This window comes from Mycobacterium sp. UM_11 (assembly GCF_001414075.1).
GTDB lineage: Bacteria > Actinomycetota > Actinomycetes > Mycobacteriales > Mycobacteriaceae > Mycobacterium.
Map to the genome: position 1 here is coordinate 1 of NZ_LATC01000109.1, position 14,952 is coordinate 14,952.

A 14,952-nucleotide genomic window follows, 5' to 3' on the forward strand; every position below is an offset into this window, starting at 1 on the left:
GATGTGTATAAGAGACAGACGTGGACCTCTCGATCAGCCAGCCGTACGAGCGCAGGACGACCAGCGTCGCGATCACGCCGATGGGGAAGGCGCTGCACATGAACCAGAGCAGGACCAGCCGCGCGTACACGCCGGGCACGGCCAGCCGCGGCTCACAGCCCAGCGTGGCGGCGCGCATGACGGGACGCAGGACGCGCTGCGCCAGCAGCATCGCCGTGCCGGCCGAGGCCGGCCCGCCGAGGACCACCCCGAGGGCCACGGGCAACAGCAGCTGCGCCCCGCCACGCATGTTGAGCAGCATGAACACGGTGCCGCTGATGGCCCAGGCGCCGAACAGGATCGCCGATTGCCGGCCGGGCAGCTTCATCGCGGCCTCGCGCTGCGCCTGGTCGGGTTCGGCGCCTGCGGCATACCAACGCAGCGTCGGGGCCGCGCTCGCGATCCCGGCGCTGGCGACGCCGATGATGCTCAGCGAGACGAGGATCAACACCGCCGCCGTATTGGTCTTCGCGAAGTCGGCGTTGTCCCCGATGGATGTGTGGCCGCGCAGCGGGATCAAGATTGCGGCCGCCTCGATCACGGCCAGAAAGTAGGACAGCGCGAGATCGGCCCCGTATTGGATCGCCAACCGCCGGAAAGACTTTGGCTGGCCGGGGGCGGGGGTGGGCCGCCGATTCCGAAGCCAGTCGGCCGCCCGGTCCGCAAAGCCTGTGTTAGGCACCGTCGTTCGGCCCGCCCGAGTTTTGGCCCGGGATGTCGGTGATCGGGAAGTTGGGCATCGGCTTGGGTGAGGGGGTGTTGGGCAGCGTCGGGATGTCGCCGGCCGGGATGTCGTGCAATTGATTTGCGGGCGGTCCGTTCTCGCGGCCGCCGTAGCTGCTGCCGGGCGCGCGCGGCCCCAGCAGCTCGCTGACCGTCACCATCCGATAACCGTTGGCCTTGAGCACCGGGAGGAACTGGTAGACCAGATCGACGGTGCTCGAGTAGGTGTCGTGGAACAGCACCACCGAACCGGGCTTGATGTACGTCATCAACATGTACCGGGTTGCCGCCGTGTTCGAGTCGTTGGCCCAGTCGAAAGGGATGACGTCCCAGAGTATTTCGGCCAGTCCGAACTTTGCCGCGGTCTGCCGGACCGCATCGGTGGACAGTCCGCCCGCGGGGCGGTACAGCGTCGGCGTCCGCCCGGTGGCCGCGTTGATCGCGTCGTTGGCCTTGGCGAACTCCGGCGCGATGTCCTCCGGCGGGATCGTCGCCATGTTGGGGTGTTCCCAGGTGTGGCTGCCGATCTCCATGCCCGCATCAGCCACTTGCTTGGACCCCGCCGGGTTCGCCGCCACCTTGTTGCCGATCTCAAAGAACGTCGCCTTGGCGTCGTTGTCCTTCAGAATCTGCAGTAACCGGCCGTCGAATGGGCTGGGTCCGTCGTCGAAGGTCAGCGCCACACACTTGACCACCGAGCAGCTGAGATTGTCGGCGCGCGTGACGTGACCCGTCAGGCCGCCGATCACCAGCACCGCGGCCGCCGCGACGACGCCGATGACCGTGCGCCAATAGCGCCAGGCCTGGCTGTCGGGTCTCTTCGGCACCGTCGAAGTTTACCTGCGCGGAGTGCGCTCACGGCCTCGCGCGTGCCCTCAGGGCGGGTTCGGCGCGACTTTCGCGCCCTGCCCGCACGCTGAAAGCCGTGGATACCCCGCCGATCCACGCCTGGGCGCGCTCACTGCGGCCCGGCGATCTCCTCGAGCATCTCGGTGACCAGCGCGGCGATCGGCGACCGTTCGCTGCGCAGCAGGGTGATGTGGGCGAACAGCGGGTGGCCCTTGAGCTTCTCGATCACCGCGGCCACGCCGTCGTGCCGGCCGACGCGCAGGTTGTCGCGCTGGGCGATGTCGTGCGTCAGCACCACCCGCGACCCGGCGCCCAGCCGCGACAGCACCGTCAGCAGGACGTTGCGTTCCAGGGATTGGGCCTCGTCGACGATGACGAAGGAGTCGTGCAGCGACCGGCCCCGGATGTGGGTCAGCGGCAGCACCTCGAGCATGCCGCGGGAGAGCACCTCCTCGAGCACGGCCGGGCTGGCCAGGCCCTCGAGCGTGTCGAAGACCGCCTGCGCCCAGGGCCCCATCTTCTCGCTCTCGCTGCCGGGCAGGTAACCCAGCTCCTGGCCGCCGACGGCGTAGAGCGGGCGGAAGACCACCACCTTGCGCTGGGTCCGCCGCTCGAGCACGGCCTCCAGGCCTGCGCACAAGGCCAGGGCCGACTTGCCGGTGCCGGCCTTGCCGCCCAGCGACACGATGCCCACCGACTCGTCGAGCAGCAGGTCGAGCGCGACCCGCTGCTCGGCGGACCGGCCCCGCAGGCCGAAGGCCTCGCGGTCGCCGCGAACCAGCTGGACGCGCTTGTCGGCGTTCACCCGGCCCAGCGCGTGCGAGCTGCCGCCGAGCAGCCGAATGCCGGTGTGGCAGGGCAGGTCTCGCGCTTCGGCCAGGTCGATCTCGCCCTCGGCGAACAGCGCGTCGATGTCCTCGGTGGCGGTCTCGATCTCGCGCATCCCAGACCACCCGGAAGCCACCACGTCCTGCGCGTGGTACTCGTCGGCGGCCAGGCCGACCGCGGCGGCCTTGACGCGAAGCGGAATGTCCTTGCTGACCAACGTGACTCGCTTGCCTTCGGCGGCGAGGTTGGCGGCGCAACTGAGGATCCGGCAGTCGTTGTTGTCGCTGCGGAAACCGGCGGGCAGCACCGCGGGGTCGGTGTGGTTGAGCTCTACGTGCAGCGTACCGCCTTGCGCCCCAACGGGAATGGGCTGATCGAGCCGTCCGTGCACCAGCCGGAGATCGTCGAACAGCCGCAACGCCTGGCGCGCGAACCACCCCAGCTCGTGGTGATGCCGTTTGGCCTCCAGTTCGCTGATCACCACCAGCGGTACCACCACCTCGTGCTCGGCGAACCGGCTGCAGGCCCACGGGTCGGACAGCAGCACGGAAGTGTCGATCACGTAGGTCCGGATTTCGGTCACGTAGCGCTCCTCGAGCGGGATGAGCCCGCGCGGACCCGCACAGGCATGTCGGCGGGAACTGCGACACCAGGACCGGGGCCGGTCCTTCCGTTGTGGTGACGGGAGGTGCCGCCCTGGCAGCAGAGCATGACGCTGACCATCGAGATCGACGCTACTCTCGTCGCCGCTTTGCAGCAGCGCAGGCGCGCCGACGCATGGTCGCGCGCGGCAATCGGTTAGCCGATGACGAACTGCTTGAGGGCGGGCTCGTCGGCCACACCCCACGCGGTGATGCGATCCGAGATCGCCTGCCGCAGCTGCTGTTGATCGAAGATGCCCGCGTCGGCGACGTTGCGCAGCTTGTCCCGATACGCGTCGATGTCGGCACCGGGCACCTGCAGCTCGGCCGCGCGGGCCGCGATCGCCGCGATGGTCTCGTCGCGGGTGTAGGACAGGCAGTGCTCGACGAGGTTGGAGAAGAACAGTTCGTGCCGCCGCTCATCGCGCGCGATCCGGTCGATGAGCCCGGCCAGGATGGGCTCCTCGAGCTTGGCGGCCAGGTTCTCGCAGAAGACGGCGTGCGTGCGTTCGGTGAACGCCATGTACACCAGGGTCTCCACCTGCGAGTAGGTGTCGGCGCGGTAGCCCTTCATGACGTATTGGACCCGGGCCTCCTCGTTGGCGGTCGGGTCGACCTCGCGGGTCACCACCAGGTACTCGCGCAACGCGATGGCGTGCAGGTGCTCCTCCGCGGTCCACCGGCCCAGCCAGCGGCCCCACCAGTCCTCGAGGATGAAGTGCTCGACGAGCTCGCGGTGGTGGCCGGCCAGGTTGTCCTTGAGCAGCAGGAGGATCTCGCAGGCGTCCGTGTACTCCCGGGGCAGCGTCGCGTCGGACGGGTCCCAGTCACGTCCGCCAAGGAACGCGAAGTTCTCGCCCCGGTCGAACGGCACGTAGTCGTGAGCGAACCAGAGTTCCTCGGTGTTGAGGTGGCGGTCCATGTTGGCCTCGCACACCGGCTCGAGTTCCAGGGTCAGCGCGTTAGCGACAGGTTTCTGTGCCATGCGGTTACTGTAACTCGCGTACACAGGTGTGTGAAATTGCCCGGCCCGTGTCGCGCCAACTGGTGACTTTGGTCCTCCGCGGTCAGCGGTCGACCAACGTCCACTCCTCGAGACCGTCGTAGAGCGGGAAGTCGCGGGCCAGCCGCGTCACCCGCTGGCGCAGCGCGGACAGGTCCGCCGACGTGCCCGCCGCCAGGGCGGTGGCGATGACGTCGGCGACCTCGGTGAACTCCGCGTCCCCGAAGCCGCGGGTGGCCAGCGCCGGCGTCCCCACCCGTAGGCCCGACGTCACCATCGGCGGCCGCGGGTCGTTGGGCACCGCGTTGCGGTTGACCGTGATGCCGATCTCGTGGAGCAGGTCCTCGGCGGCCTGGCCGTCCAGCGGGGAATCGCGCAGGTCCACCAGCACCAGGTGGACGTCGGTGCCGCCGCTGACCACCGACACCCCGGCCTTGGTCACGTCGGGGGCGGTCAGCCGGTCGGCGATGATCCGGGCGCCGGACAGGGTGCGCTGCTGGCGGTCGGCGAATTCGGGGGTGCCGGCGATCTTCAGTGCGACCGCCTTGCCCGCGATGACGTGCATCAGCGGACCGCCCTGCTGGCCGGGGAACACCGCGGAGTTGATGGACTTGGCGTACTCCTGCTTGCCCAGGATCAGGCCGGACCGCGGCCCACCGAGCGTCTTGTGCACGGTCGTGGACACCACGTCGGCGTGCGGCACCGGTGAGGGATGCAGTCCCGCCGCGACCAGGCCCGCGAAGTGCGCCATGTCCACCCACAGCTTGGCGTCGACCTCCTCGGCGATCGAGGCGAACGCCGCGAAGTCCAGGATGCGCGGGTAGGCCGACCACCCGGCGATGATGACCTTCGGACGGAACTCGAGGGCCTTGGCCCGGACCGCGTCCATGTCCACCAGGTGCGTCGTGGGATCGACACCGTAGAAGCCGGTTTCGTAGAGCTTGCCGGAGAAGTTCAGCTTCATCCCGTGCGTCAGGTGGCCGCCGTTGGCGAGGTCCAGGCCGAGCAGCCGCTCCCCCGGCGTCATCAGCGCGTGCAGCACGGCGGCGTTGGCCTGGGCGCCCGAATGCGGCTGCACGTTGGCGAAGTCGGCGCCGAAGAGCGCCTTCGCCCGGTCGCGGGCGATGTTCTCCACGACGTCGACGTACTCGCAACCGCCGTAGTAGCGCCGGCCGGGCAGGCCCTCGGCGTACTTGTTGGTCAGCACGCTGCCCTGGGCCTGCAGCACCGAGCGCGGCACGAAGTTCTCCGAGGCGATCATCTCCAGGGTGTCGCGCTGGCGGCCCAGTTCTTTGCCGAGCAGTTCGGCGATGTCGGGGTCGACCTCGGCGAGCGGGGCGGACATCACGGAGGTGGACGGGCGGGCGTCGGGTGCAGCAGTCACGGGCGCCAGTCTATCCAGCCAGGGTTTAGCCAGCCCAGCCGTCGGGGGCGCGTCCGCCCCTGCAACACTTGCACTATGCCGCGGCTTAGCGAGCCGAGCCCCTATGTGGAGTTCGACCGAAAGCAATGGCGCGCGCTTCGCATGTCGACGCCGCTGGCCCTCACCGAGGAAGAACTCGTTGGCCTGCGCGGACTCGGCGAGCAGATCGACCTGCTCGAAGTCGAAGAGGTCTATCTGCCGCTGGCCCGGCTCATCCACCTTCAGGTCGCCGCGCGTCAGCGGTTGTTTGCCGCCACCGCCGAGTTCCTGGGCGAGCCGCAACAAAACCCGGATCGGCCGGTGCCCTTCGTGATCGGCGTGGCCGGCAGCGTCGCGGTGGGCAAGTCGACCACCGCCCGTGTGCTGCAGGCCCTACTGGCCCGCTGGGATCACCACCCACGGGTGGACCTGGTGACCACCGACGGATTCCTGTACCCGAACGCCGAACTCGATCGGCGAAACCTGATGCATCGCAAGGGTTTTCCGGAGAGCTACAACCGCAGGGCGCTGATGCGGTTCGTCACCTTGGTGAAATCCGGTTCCGACTACGCATGCGCGCCGGTCTACTCGCACCTCAAATACGACATCATCCCCGGGGCCAAGCACGTCGTCCGGCATCCGGACATCTTGATTCTCGAGGGTCTCAACGTGCTGCAGACCGGTCCGACCCTGATGGTGTCGGACCTGTTCGACTTCTCGCTGTACGTGGACGCGCGCATCGAGGACATCGAGCAGTGGTACGTGTCGCGATTCCTGTCACTGCGCGGGACGGCCTTCGCCGACCCGGAATCACACTTCCACCACTACTCGGCCCTGGGCGACACCAAGGCCGTCGTGGCCGCGCGCGAGATCTGGCGGTCCATCAACCGTCCCAACCTGGTCGAGAACATTCTGCCGACCCGGCCGCGGGCCACCCTGGTGCTGCGCAAGGATGCCGACCACTCCATCAACCGGCTCCGGTTGCGCAAGCTCTAGCGGTCACGCCGTCTCGAGGCGGCGCACCCCCAGGTATTGCAGGCCGGCGAACGCCGCGGTGTACACGCCGACGGCCAGCGTGGCGGCAACCCCGGTGGCGGACAGCGGCAGCACGCCCGCGGCCACGACCGCCGCCAGCGTGAACACGATGTTGGCCACGATGACCCCGATGCCGACGCGGCGCAGGTTCGGCGCCGCCGCGACGAGGAACACGGCCAGGCCGCTGAGCACGAAGAGGGCGCCGAGGCTGTACTCCTGCAGCGACGTCAGGCCCGTCAGCGACGAAAGCGGGTCGGCGAGAAAGGCGATGGCCAAACCGCACAGCCCCGTCAGCGTCGCGTCGGCGCGCATGGCGAAACGCAGCAGCGAGTCGGTGGCGTCGTACAGGGGGCGGGTTGCCAGACCGGGTGCGCCAGATGCATACATCATGTGATTACTCCTCGCGATGGCGAATTGGGTCGAAGTTCAGCGTGCCGCCGGCGCACTGCCATATCGACTCGTGGCACTGCCAACTACTGCCACGGATACAACGACCAGCGAGTTCGACCGGCTATTCCCATTTGCGGGCCCGAATCGCAATTGTTATTCGACAGACGCCAGCCTGGCGCTCACCCGCCCCAGCAGTCACAGGGGCCGGTCGGTGCTCACCGCGACCCGGCCGCGCAGGTCCGCGGCGATCAGCCGGGCGGCGGCGTTCTGCCAGTTGTGCAGCGAGCGCTGCGGGACCTCGGTGACCAACCACTGCCAGGCTTGCCGCGCGATCGGATCAAGCCCGGCGGCGGTGGCGTTTTGCGCGTACGCGCGCACGCCGACGACGTAGGGGAAGTACAGCGAGTTGTAGTGCCGCCACTGTTCGGTGGTGCCGAAATCGCCGGCGTCGCGCGGCTTGAGCCGCCCGACCGCCTCGGCCAGCACCGCCTTGAGTTCGTTGGCCCGCTCCAGCGGATGGTCGGGCGCGCCCCGGGCGGCGAGCCGCTCGTCGATGACGGGCAGCGCGGTCAACGGGCTGGCCACCAGCTTGCTCAGGTCGCCGTAGTGACCCAGGGCGCGCCGGGTGAGCCGCGCGAACGCCGCGTCGTCGACGTGGTCGAGCGGGTCCACCGACCGCAACGGCAGCGCCGCGCCGGTGTTCCGCAGCGCCGCCCGATCCTCGCGTAGCGCAGGCGATTTCGAGAACGCCAGCCGGTCGAGCAGGCCGGCCAGCGGATCGGCGAGCACCTGCACGCTGATCGCGACCGCCAGGCTGGTGAACAACAGCACCGTGAGCGCGGTTTGAGCGGCCGCGTCGGCGCGGGTGAGCGCCAGGCCGATCAGCGCCTGGCCGCCGAACAGCACCGCCACCGCCACCGAGCCGGCGAACGAGCGCAGCATGTCGGCGCGCAACGCCTGGCCCTCGTCGAAGGCGTCCCACAGAGCGACGGCCAGCCCGAGCGAGAGGACGTCGAGGCTCGTCGACGCCAGCGCGACCCAGCTGGGCACCAGGCCCAGCGGGATGATCAGGATGGCGTTACCCAGCGCGAAGAACAGGGTCGCGACCACGGCGAGCCCGACGGCCGACCGGGGCCGGCGCGGCTGCCGCAGCGCGACCGCCATCGCGCCGAAGGTGGACAACGAGATCACCGCGAACATCACCCAGTGGCCCGCCCGCAACGGCCCCTCGACGCTGCCGGCCAGCGCGGCCCCGAACAGGGTCAGCGCGGCGACCCCGGCCACGAGCAGCAACTCGCGGGTGCGCGCCCGCGCGCCGTCGCTGGGCCGCGCCAGCTCGACGAGCACCGCGAACCACGCCACGCCGGGGATGGCCACCAGATAGATCTCGACGCGGCTGAGCGCGTGGGCGTACGCGGGGCTGGCCGTCCGCACCGCGTCCAACCCGACCACAAGCGCGAAGCCGCACAACCCGATCGCCGCCAACACGAGCACCGGCTTACGCGGATCGCGAGCCAGCAGGTACAACCCGAGCCACCCGCTCAGCGTGAACACCACCGCCGACAGCGCAGCCATGAACCTAGTTTGGCACGGACTACTTGCCGTATCTGCGGTGCCGCTGGCTGTAGTCGCGCAGCGCGCGCAGAAAGTCGACCCGGCGGAACGCGGGCCAGTGCGCCTCGGTGAACCACATCTCCGAATACGCGCTCTGCCACAACAAAAACCCCGACAGGCGCTGCTCGCCCGACGTGCGGATCACCAGATCGGGATCGGGTTGCCCAGAGGTGTAAAGATTTTCGGAGATGCCGTCCACGCTCACCGCGTCGATCAGCTCCTCGGCCGACGCCCCGTTGGCGAGCTCCTTGCTCAGCAACGCCCGCACCGCGTCGACGATCTCGCGCCGCCCGCCATAGCCCACCGCGACGTTGACGTGGAACGGCGCCGTGACGGGCGTCGACTCCACCGCGTCGCGCAGCCGCCGGGCCGGCTCCTCGCCGAGCAGCTCCAGGTCGCCGACGGTGCGCACGCTCCAGCGGTTCGCCGGCGCGCAGATCTCCTCGACGACGTCGGTGATGATCTCGATCAGCCCCGCCAGCTCGTCGGGATCGCGTTGCAGGTTCTCGGTGGACAGCAGGTAGACGGTGGTCATTTCGATGCCGGCTTCCTGGCACCAGCGCAGCATCTCGGCGATCTTCGCGGCGCCCATCCGGTAGCCGTAGCTGACGTCGGCGTAGCCGGCGTCGCGGGCCCACCGCCGGTTGCCGTCGCACAGGACCGCGATGTGGCGGGGCAGGTCCGATTTGGAGGAGGCCAGGCCCTGCCGCAGCCGAAGCTCGTAGACGCGATACAGCGGCTCTTTGAGACGCGGCGGGATAATTTCCACGGAGACTCAGCCTACTGTGAGCTACACCAAATTCCCCCTGCCAATCAGGGGATCTCACCGCGAGGCGGGCAGCACCGGACGACGGTTCGCCACTACTGTGGCGGGTAATCAGCCACTGGTCAGTTTCCCGACCTGCACGACGAGGCCCCAGGAGATATGAGCAGCCAGACGAGCACACCCGCCAGCCCGGAGCGCGAGTCCGAGGCCATCACGCCGGGCAATACGGTCGAACAGCTTGTCGAAAGCGCGGCCAGCGCCCTGACCAAGCCCCGCATGCGGGGCTGGATCCACTTCTACTCGGCGTGGTTGGCCGTGATCACCGGCGCGACGCTGGTCTCGGTGTCGTGGGCGGTTTCCTCGCCGCGCGCCGGGCACTCGACGCTGGTCTACGCGGCGGCCACGGTGGCGATGTTCGCCGTCAGCGCCACCTACCACCGGGTGCACTGGAAGTCCGAGGCCGCCCGCAACCTGATGAAGCGGCTCGACCACTCGATGATCTTCGTGTTCATCGCCGGCAGCTACACGCCGTTCGCGCGGCTGGCCATGCCGCAGAACACCGGGATGCTGGTCGAATGCATCGTCTGGGGCGGCGCGGCGGCGGGCATCCTGCTCAAGGTGTGCTGGCCGACGTCCCCGCGCTGGCTGGGTGTGCCGCTCTACATCCTGCTCGGGTGGGTGGCCGTGTGGTTCTGCCCCACGATCCTGCACGAAGCGGGTGTGGCCGCGATGGTGCTGCTGGCCACCGGCGGCGTGTTCTACAGCGTCGGCGGCATCTTCTACGCGCTGCGCTGGCCCGACCCGTGGCCCAGCACGTTCGGCTACCACGAGATCTTCCACGCCTTCACCGCCGTCGCGGCGATCCTGCACTACATCGCCATGTGGTTCGCGGTCTTCTACACCGGGACCGGCGCCTGGCTGGCGGCTACTGCTGGGTGACGTCGGCGGCCGACCAGTACGCCTTCATGTGGGCGATCTTGCCGTCCTCACCGAACGCCATCACATCGATCGGCTCGATCACCATCCGGTGCTCCCCCGCGACGATCGTGAGGCGGAAATGGAAGGCCGCCTCGTTGCCCGAGACGCGCAGCGTCACCAGTTCGCACTCGCGCTGCAGGTCGTTGACCCCGGAGTAGAAGCCGTGGATGGCCTGGCGGCCGATGTGCACCTCGCCGCCGACCGGGTCCTCGACGGTGGCGTCATCGGCATACAGCTCGACAATCTCGTCGGCGGCGCCCTTGGCCACCAGTTCGATGTAGCGGTTGACCGTGTCGGTGATGTGCTCGGCGCTCGGCATGAGACGTCACGCTACCGTGGCGCGGCCAGCGCCCGCGCGAGGTCTTCGGCGGCGGTGACCGGCAGGTCGCACACCCGGCCGCGGCAGACGTAGGCGGCGTCCGCGCCGGACACCCGGTCGCGGCCGGCCAGCAGCGCCGACGAGTCCTTCTCTCCGCCCACCACGATCGCCCCGCCGGGCGCCAACCGGCGCGCGTGCGCCAGCAGCGCCGACCGCGCCGGATCGCCGGCGACGGCGATCTGCAGCGGCCCGCGAACCGCGGCCTCCGCCACCGCCAGCCAGTGCCCCGCCGAGCGCGGCGCGCGCTCCAGCAGCACCGAATGCGCGTCCAACGCGTCGGCCGCCGCCCGCAAATACCGGTCCGCGCGCTCACCGTCTACGAGATGCGCCGCGGTCAGCAGCGCCTCGGTGATCGACGACGCGCCCGACGGGGTCGCCCCGTCCAACGGGTCGGCGGGGCGCAGCATCAACCGCTCGGCGTCGTCGGCGGTGTCGAACCAGCGGCCGGGCTGCTGCGGATCGGCGAAGCGCTGCAGCGCGGTGTCGAGCAGGCCGGTCGCCGCGGTGAGCCAGGCCGCGTCGGCGGTCAGCTGGTAGAGGGCGAGCAGGCCGGTGGCCAGCATCGCGTGGTCCTCGAGGATCGCGGCGCTGTCGCCGACCACGCGGGCGAGGCTGGCGCGCCGCAACCGCCCGTCGACGACGTGCAAACCCAGCAGGGCGGCCGCGCAGGCTTGCGCGGCGTCGGCCAGCCCGGGATCGTCCAAGGCCACGCTGGCCTCGGCCAGCGCGGTGATGGCGAGGCCGTTCCACGACGTGACGACCTTGTCGTCGCGTCCGGGCTGGGGTCGGGTGAGCCGGGCGGCCAACAGCGCGGCGCGGACGCGCTCCAGCCGCTGCGGATCGTCGGGGTCGGCGGGCAGTTGCAGCACCGAGGTGCCGTGTTCGAAGCTGCCGGTCGAGGATACCGCGAAAACCGTTGCCGCCCAGGGTCCGTCGTCGGGACCGAGCGCTTGCGTCAGCTGTTCGGGAGTCCAGACGTAGGTCGATCCCTCCCGGCCGTCGGCGTCGGCGTCCAGCGACGAGGTGAACATGGCGCCGTCGGCGAGATCCTCGAGCAGAAAGCGCGCGGTCTGCGCCGCGACCCGGCGCGCCAGCGGGTCTCCGGTCCGCCGGGCCCAGTGCGCGTAGGCGCGCAGCAGCAACGCGTTGTCGTACAGCATCTTCTCGAAATGCGGTACCACCCAAGCGTTGTCGACGCTGTAGCGGGCGAAGCCGCCGGCCAGCTGGTCGTAGATGCCGCCGCGGGCCATCGCGGTGGCGGTGTGCGCGACCGCCCGCAACGCCTCCGGTGACCCGGTGCGTTCGTGGTTGCGCAGCAACGCCTCGAGAAGCGCCGACGGCGGGAACTTGGGCGCGCCGCCGAAGCCGCCGTGCACCGCGTCCTGGTCGGCCAGCACCGACGCGACGGCGTGGTCGCACAGCTCCGGCGCTACGCCCGGCCCACCGGAGGGCAGCCCGCCCGCCATCGCGCGAAGCTCGCCGGCGATGTGATCCGAGGCCTCCTCAACCTCCGCGCGACGCTGCTCCCAGGTGGCGGACACCGCCGAAAGAAGCTGCAGGAAGCCATCTTTCGGGTAATAGGTGCCGCAGAAGAAGGGCCGGCCGTCCGGCGTCAGGAAACACGTCATCGGCCAGCCGCCGTGCCCGGTCAGCGCGACGGTGGCGTTCATGTAGACGGCGTCGAGGTCCGGGCGTTCCTCCCGGTCGACCTTGATGCAGACGAATCCGGCGTTCATGGCCGCGGCCACCTCGTCGTCCTCGAACGACTCGTGGGCCATGACGTGACACCAGTGGCAGGCCGCGTAGCCGATGGAGAGCAGGATCGGCACGTCGCGCTCGGCCGCGGCCGCCAGCGCCTGCGGGGTCCACTGCTGCCAGTGCACCGGGTTGTCGGCGTGCTGACGCAGGTACGGGCTGGTGGCCAGCCCGAGGGTGTTCGTCGCGGCAGGGTCAGCCGGGCTCATCGCCGGGTCCCGGTGCCCGTTGCGATCCGCCCGCCGGGCCCGGGGGCTGCCCGCCGGCGTCGTCGACCGCGTCGGTGCCCTCGTCGGCGGCCTGGTCGGGCTCGGGGTGTTTGGGGTCGAACGACTCGGGCACCTTCTTCAGTTGCTTGTTCATCGAGCGCAACAGCAACAGGGTGGCGATCAACAGCACCACGACGATCAACAGCCCGATCGGGCTGGCCTTGCCGAAGTCCGGCCCGGTGTGTTGCGGCGCGCCGTCGGCCAGCGCACCCGCCAACAGGATGAGGTGGTTCACCCGTCGCTCTCGATTCCGGCGAACAGGTCGTCCTCGGGCAGCTTGACCGGGACCCGCGAGCGCGCCAGTTCGAATTCCTCCGTCGGCCACAGTCGCTGCTGCCATTCGATGGGCGCGGCGAAAAAGTCGTGCTCCGGGTCGATCTGGGTGGTGTGCGCCCGCAGCGCGTCGTCGCGCTGGCTGAAATACGCCGAGCACTCCACCCGGGTGGTCACCCGCGACTCGAACGGGTCGTGCGCGGCGTCCCAGTGCTCGAGCCACTTGGCGAACGGGGGTTCGTGACCGTGTTTGACGGCCTCGTCGTGCAGCAACTGCATGCGGGCCCGCAGGAACCCGTGGATGTAGTAGAGCTTGGACACCGTCCAGGGCTCGCCCGCGTCCGGAAATCGCCGATAGTCTCCGGCCGCCTCGAAGGCGCCGACCGAAACCTGGTGGCAGCGAATGTGGTCCGGGTGCGGGTAGCCGCCGTTCTCGTCGTAGGTGGTGATCACGTGCGGGCGGAATTCGCGGACCACGCGCACCAGCGCCTCGACCGATTCTTCCAGCGGCACCAGCGCGAAGCACCCTTCGGGCAGCGGGGGCGGCGGATCCCCTTTGGGCAGGCCGGAGTCGACGAAGCCGAGCCAGGTGTGCTCGACGCCCAGGATCTCGGCGGCCTTGGCCATCTCGTCACGGCGGATCTCAGCGATGTGCCCGTGCACCTCGGGCAGGTCCATCGCCGGGTTGAGAATGTCGCCGCGCTCCCCGCCCGTCAGCGTCACCACCAGCACCCGGTGACCCTCGTCGGCGTAGCGGGCCAGGGTGGCCGCGCCCTTGCTGGACTCGTCGTCGGGGTGGGCGTGCACCGCCATCAACCGCAGTTCGCTCACGTGCCCCCTTGTCGGTCCACTGGTCGCCGGTACGAACCTATAATTCCAGTTCTTCAGATCGTTGCATGCTGCCGGCCGGTGCCGGGCAGCCGACCGTTCAGGCATACCCAGACATGACCGAAACTTCGCCCTCGCGTCCCGAGGCCCGGTACGGGCGCTCGCGGGTGCCCCGGCGTTGGGTGATCGTCGGCCTGGGCGTGCTGGTGGTCGCGGCGGGCCTGGTGATCGCGATCGTCGGCTACCGCCGGCTGGGCACCAGTCCCGTAACGGGCACGCTGGCCAGCTATCGGGTGATCGACGACCAGACGGCCTCAGTAACGATCAGCGTGACGCGATCGGATCCGTCGCGGCCGGTGGACTGCATCGTGCGGGTGCGGGCCAAGGACGGGGGCGAGTCGGGCAGGCGGGAGGTGCTGGTTCCGCCGTCCGACGCGGCGACCGTGCAGCTGACCACCACGGTGAAGTCCAGCAAACCGCCGGTGATGGCGGACATCTACGGGTGCGGCACCGACGTGCCGGCTTATCTGCGGCCGGGCGCCGGCCCGTAACAACAGCCGAACTGCGAATTTGGGGTTATCAATTGTTTGCGCGGTGGTAACATGGGTGAATGCACGGTTCCTGATGGGACCGTGTATTGCTGCATTAAGGCCGTGAGCACAACGGATCGGCAGCACTCGGGGAGAGAACCCGGATACCTCCGGCGGCGGGGTCAACAGGCTTACGCGAATACGCGGAACGACAACATGAGGAGCACGACGAGATGACGGACACTTCGGTGACGTGGCTGACCCAGGAGTCACATGACCGGCTGAAGGCGGAGCTCGATCAATTGATCGCGAATCGTCCGGTCATCGCCGCGGAGATCAACGACCGCCGGGAAGAAGGGGACCTGCGCGAGAACGGCGGCTACCACGCCGCCCGCGAGGAGCAGGGCCAGCAGGAGGCCCGCATCCGCCAGCTGCAGGACCTGCTCAACAACGCCAAGGTCGGCGAGGCGCCCAAGCAGTCCGGCATCGCGCTGCCGGGTTCGGTGGTGAAGGTCTACTACAACGGCGACAAGTCGGACAGCGAGACGTTCCTGATCGCCACCCGCCAGGAGGGCGTCAACGACGGCAAGCTCGAGGTGTACTCGCCCAACTCCCCGCTCGGCGGCGCCCTGATCGACGCCAAGGTGGGC

The 14,952-nt window shown here is 69.4% G+C and carries 15 protein-coding genes and 1 pseudogene; 4 read left to right on the forward strand and 12 right to left on the reverse strand.

All coding sequences use genetic code 11. The features are described 5' to 3' along the window. From WU80_RS20900 to glyA, 5 genes and pseudogenes are all read right to left on the reverse strand, one after another. Positions 1-628: pseudogene (locus tag WU80_RS20900) on the reverse strand (adenylate/guanylate cyclase domain-containing protein); the annotation flags it as partial. An 85-nt stretch (positions 629-713) separates the two neighbouring features. Beyond that, positions 714-1,589, reverse strand: coding sequence for a polysaccharide deacetylase family protein (locus WU80_RS20905; protein WP_055404938.1), 876 nt, complete (start codon positions 1,587-1,589; stop codon positions 714-716). 131 nt (positions 1,590-1,720) lie between these two features. After that, complete coding sequence (locus WU80_RS20910) at positions 1,721-3,022, reverse strand: PhoH family protein (RefSeq protein WP_055404939.1); 1,302 nt, start codon at positions 3,020-3,022, stop codon at positions 1,721-1,723. Between the two features lie 215 nt (positions 3,023-3,237). Further along, positions 3,238-4,065: an acyl-ACP desaturase gene (locus WU80_RS20915; RefSeq protein WP_055404940.1), complete on the reverse strand. Its 828-nt coding sequence runs from the start codon at positions 4,063-4,065 to the stop codon at positions 3,238-3,240. 82 nt (positions 4,066-4,147) lie between these two features. After that, positions 4,148-5,428 carry a serine hydroxymethyltransferase gene (glyA, locus tag WU80_RS20920; RefSeq protein ID WP_055404941.1) on the reverse strand — a complete coding sequence of 427 codons (1,281 nt, stop codon included), beginning with the start codon at positions 5,426-5,428 and terminating at the stop codon, positions 4,148-4,150. A 114-nt stretch (positions 5,429-5,542) separates the two neighbouring features. On the opposite strand from glyA, the gene coaA reads away from it, so the two are divergent. Next, positions 5,543-6,481, forward strand: coding sequence for a type I pantothenate kinase (gene coaA / locus WU80_RS20925; RefSeq protein ID WP_055404942.1), 939 nt, complete (start codon positions 5,543-5,545; stop codon positions 6,479-6,481). A 3-nt stretch (positions 6,482-6,484) separates the two neighbouring features. On the opposite strand, the gene WU80_RS20930 is transcribed toward coaA, so the two are convergent. The 3 genes from WU80_RS20930 to WU80_RS20940 form a co-directional block, all read right to left on the reverse strand. Further along, the gene (locus WU80_RS20930) at positions 6,485-6,910 is read right to left on the reverse strand and encodes a hypothetical protein (protein WP_055404943.1); all 426 of its coding nucleotides are present in this window, start codon (positions 6,908-6,910) and stop codon (positions 6,485-6,487) included. Between the two features lie 195 nt (positions 6,911-7,105). Next, a complete protein-coding gene (locus tag WU80_RS20935) occupies positions 7,106-8,485 on the reverse strand; it encodes a hypothetical protein (protein WP_055404944.1) in 1,380 nt (459 codons plus the stop codon). A gap of 19 nt (positions 8,486-8,504) precedes the next feature. Continuing rightward, entirely contained in the window at positions 8,505-9,293 is a 789-nt protein-coding gene (locus tag WU80_RS20940; protein ID WP_055404945.1) for a (2Z,6E)-farnesyl diphosphate synthase, read from the reverse strand. A 156-nt stretch (positions 9,294-9,449) separates the two neighbouring features. Between WU80_RS20940 and WU80_RS20945 the strand changes: the two genes are divergently transcribed. After that, positions 9,450-10,229: a hemolysin III family protein gene (locus WU80_RS20945; RefSeq protein ID WP_055404946.1), complete on the forward strand. Its 780-nt coding sequence runs from the start codon at positions 9,450-9,452 to the stop codon at positions 10,227-10,229. Here WU80_RS20945 and WU80_RS20950 read toward each other — a convergent pair. The 4 genes from WU80_RS20950 to mca are packed head-to-tail and all read right to left on the reverse strand — an operon-like array spanning position 10,216 to position 13,775. After that, positions 10,216-10,587 (reverse strand): nuclear transport factor 2 family protein, encoded by a 372-nt coding sequence (locus WU80_RS20950; protein WP_055404947.1) that lies wholly within the window; start codon positions 10,585-10,587, stop codon positions 10,216-10,218. The two genes, WU80_RS20945 and WU80_RS20950, sit on opposite strands and share 14 nt — an antisense overlap. Positions 10,588-10,598: 11 nt before the next feature. Further along, entirely contained in the window at positions 10,599-12,611 is a 2,013-nt protein-coding gene (locus tag WU80_RS20955; RefSeq protein ID WP_055404948.1) for a thioredoxin domain-containing protein, read from the reverse strand. Further along, positions 12,598-12,906 (reverse strand): hypothetical protein, encoded by a 309-nt coding sequence (locus WU80_RS20960; protein ID WP_055404949.1) that lies wholly within the window; start codon positions 12,904-12,906, stop codon positions 12,598-12,600. The genes WU80_RS20955 and WU80_RS20960 overlap by 14 nt, the downstream gene beginning before the upstream one ends. Next, positions 12,903-13,775, reverse strand: coding sequence for a mycothiol conjugate amidase Mca (mca, locus tag WU80_RS20965; protein ID WP_055404950.1), 873 nt, complete (start codon positions 13,773-13,775; stop codon positions 12,903-12,905). Before mca ends, WU80_RS20960 begins: the two co-directional genes overlap by 4 nt. Positions 13,776-13,888: 113 nt before the next feature. Here mca and WU80_RS20970 point away from each other — a divergent pair, with 113 nt between their 5' ends. Together WU80_RS20970 and greA are read left to right on the forward strand one after the other, a co-directional pair. Next, the gene (locus tag WU80_RS20970; RefSeq protein WP_055404953.1) at positions 13,889-14,323 is read left to right on the forward strand and encodes a DUF4307 domain-containing protein; all 435 of its coding nucleotides are present in this window, start codon (positions 13,889-13,891) and stop codon (positions 14,321-14,323) included. A gap of 212 nt (positions 14,324-14,535) precedes the next feature. Then, positions 14,536-14,952, forward strand: a 417-nt coding sequence (gene greA / locus WU80_RS20975) for a transcription elongation factor GreA (RefSeq protein ID WP_055405830.1), incomplete at its 3' end; no start/stop codon positions are given.

Bases quoted from the DNA above. Each gene is read 5' to 3' on its own strand.
- WU80_RS20915 (WP_055404940.1), bottom strand. From the start codon at position 4,065: ATGGCACAGAAACCTGTCGCTAACGCGCTGACCCTGGAACTCGAGCCG.
- glyA (WP_055404941.1), bottom strand. From the start codon at position 5,428: ATGTCCGCCCCGCTCGCCGAGGTCGACCCCGACATCGCCGAACTGCTC.
- coaA (WP_055404942.1), top strand. From the start codon at position 5,543: ATGCCGCGGCTTAGCGAGCCGAGCCCCTATGTGGAGTTCGACCGAAAG.
- WU80_RS20930 (WP_055404943.1), bottom strand. From the start codon at position 6,910: ATGATGTATGCATCTGGCGCACCCGGTCTGGCAACCCGCCCCCTGTAC.
- WU80_RS20935 (WP_055404944.1), bottom strand. From the start codon at position 8,485: ATGGCTGCGCTGTCGGCGGTGGTGTTCACGCTGAGCGGGTGGCTCGGG.
- WU80_RS20945 (WP_055404946.1), top strand. From the start codon at position 9,450: ATGAGCAGCCAGACGAGCACACCCGCCAGCCCGGAGCGCGAGTCCGAG.
- WU80_RS20950 (WP_055404947.1), bottom strand. From the start codon at position 10,587: ATGCCGAGCGCCGAGCACATCACCGACACGGTCAACCGCTACATCGAA.
- WU80_RS20955 (WP_055404948.1), bottom strand. From the start codon at position 12,611: ATGAGCCCGGCTGACCCTGCCGCGACGAACACCCTCGGGCTGGCCACC.
- WU80_RS20970 (WP_055404953.1), top strand. From the start codon at position 13,889: ATGACCGAAACTTCGCCCTCGCGTCCCGAGGCCCGGTACGGGCGCTCG.